This is a genomic window from Alteromonas sp. BMJM2, assembly GCF_027257845.1.
Classification (GTDB): domain Bacteria; phylum Pseudomonadota; class Gammaproteobacteria; order Enterobacterales; family Alteromonadaceae; genus Alteromonas.
Genome location: NZ_JAPVOT010000047.1, coordinates 1 through 2,178 on the forward strand (window position 1 = coordinate 1; position 2,178 = coordinate 2,178).

Sequence of the window (2,178 nt, forward strand, 5' to 3'; positions counted from 1 at the left end):
GATGCAGCCTGAGTTAGTTCGTATTCTTGAAAATAAGGTGGCCAAGCATGTGTCGTTGTAACAAACCTAACAAATCCATAAACCGGACATTGGCAAGAACGGCCAACGCCGGTTATGGAAGGTGTTATACATTCTCAAGGAATAGGTTATTTTAATTAAAGCGATAAAGAGCCAACTCAACCTGAAACCGTACTTTTATGAAAAGTCAGCGAAAGTTGGTACTACCGGGTGTATTTTGGGAGGAGGCATAGCTTATTTATTGTTTATGAAAGCTCTACCAATGTTCGGTGTAGACCTTGATATTCCATTAAAGGAATATAGCGTTCAAATAGTGTACTCGGTTTTTGCTTTTGGCATTCTGTTACTATTTTGCTGTATATATTTACTTTGTTCACTTTGCGCAGCAGTTTACTTTTATCCCATGGTTAAGAACGGCAACCTAGGGGCAGATGATTATTTTAATATTGTTTTCAAAAGTCACTACCCGACTCATTGGCAGCGAATGTAGGCAACCGAATGTATAACAAAAAAATCAAGTTCGCCCACTGCGCGGGCTGGGACGCAAACATGTGGGCTGCTCACTTCGTTCGGATTTTAGCCCACATGTCTGCGCCCCTTATTTAAAAGTTATGCCCAATCAAGGAAGAATTTAACTACATGAACTTAGTACTTTTCGACTTCGATAAAACCATAATAAATAGGGATACTGGCGCTGCGTACATGAAGTTCATGCTTTACCGAAACCCTTTACGCCTGTTGTTTTGTTGTTTGTCATTGCCAATCTGTACCCCATTTTTGTTCCATGCGAAGACTAAATATATAGGATTCTCGATACTTTTATGGTTAGCAACATTTGGAATCAGCGCCAGAAAAATTATTTATTTGCGTAAGTCGTTCATCCGAATGTACCTCAATGACAGCTCAACTATAATTTTTAAAGACGCTGTTCAACAACTATTCTTACACTCTTCAAATACAGATGAAGTTGTAGTCGTTAGTGGGGCATCAGATTGGATGGTCAAAGCTATTTTTACTCATAATCATTTCCCTAACGTGAAGTTCGCCTGTTCTGAAGAAACCCGCTTTTTCGGTGGCATTATCAGTAAATTTCACTGTTACGCATCTAGAAAAGTAAAGCGTGTACGCGAACTTTTTGATTTAGGAAAATATGACTTAATTATTGGCTACTCAGACAGTTCAGCAGATATCCCAATACTTAAACTTTGCAATAAGCGGTATATTGTTAACCCTACCCCAAGGTGCTTTAAAAAGTTTACTAGGTCCTTCAATAAGGAAATGGCAATTTTAAATTGGGCATAACAAACGCATAAACCCGCTCACTGCGTTCGCTGGGACAAAAACACGTAGGCTCCCTGCGCTTCGCTTGGTATTTTAGCCTACGTATATTTGCCCGTTATGCGGGAAGTTAGAAGGCGTCAGCCTAAACTGCGTTTCGTTTAATAAAAATATCAGTTCAACTACCCTCACCTGTTGTCTCCAACATCGCCCGAGCACTGGTAGTTTTAATGTCACCGCGCTTACTTCAAAGGTTGCGCAATAAGCGCTTTATCGCCAAGTTCTTATTTTCAGTCAGCAAGCGCCATTGCACTTGGTAATTCATAGGGCAGCTTGCTTCAGTCAAATCAAAAACATCACCGCACCGTCGTTTTACTTGTTTGTGTTAATAATCAATCGTATGCTGACTTTATTAGTTTTTAATAAGGCCAAAGGAACAGGCTCTGCTTCTAACAAAGCGCTCAAGTTCACTCCCTTCGGTCGCTGGGACGCTAACACGCGGGCTGACTCACTTCGTTCGGATTTTAGCCCACGTGCTAGCGCCCCTTAGCTTAAAGTTAGAAGGCGTCAGCCTAAACTACGTTTGACTCTATTAATTTATTAGTTCAACTACCCTCACCTGTTTTCACCAGCATCGCTTTAGCTTTTGGTGGTGTTAACTTCGCCGCTTCAACTCCAAAGGTTGCGCAATAGGCGCTTTATCGGCTAGTTATTATTTTAAGTCTGCAAGCGCCATTGCGTTTGTTAGCCCAAAGGGCGGCTTGCTTCAGTCAAATCAAAAACATCACCGCGCTGTCGTTTTACTTGTTTGTGTTAATAATCAATCGTATGCTGGCTTTATTAGTTTTTAAAAATGCCAAGGGAACAGGCTCTGCTTCTAAC

Annotated in this window: 1 protein-coding gene; it reads left to right on the plus strand. The window is 41.0% G+C overall.

Features of this window, described 5'->3' with window-relative positions:
• The first annotated feature begins 657 nt into the window (after window positions 1-657).
• Entirely contained in the window at window positions 658-1,320 is a 663-nt protein-coding gene (locus O9X84_RS19410; RefSeq protein WP_269521301.1) for a haloacid dehalogenase-like hydrolase, read from the plus strand.
• The last annotated feature ends 858 nt before the right edge of the window (window positions 1,321-2,178 follow it).

Excerpts from the sequence above, each read along its gene's own strand:
- O9X84_RS19410 (WP_269521301.1), top strand. The coding sequence starts at position 658 with ATGAACTTAGTACTTTTCGACTTCGATAAAACCATAATAAATAGGGAT.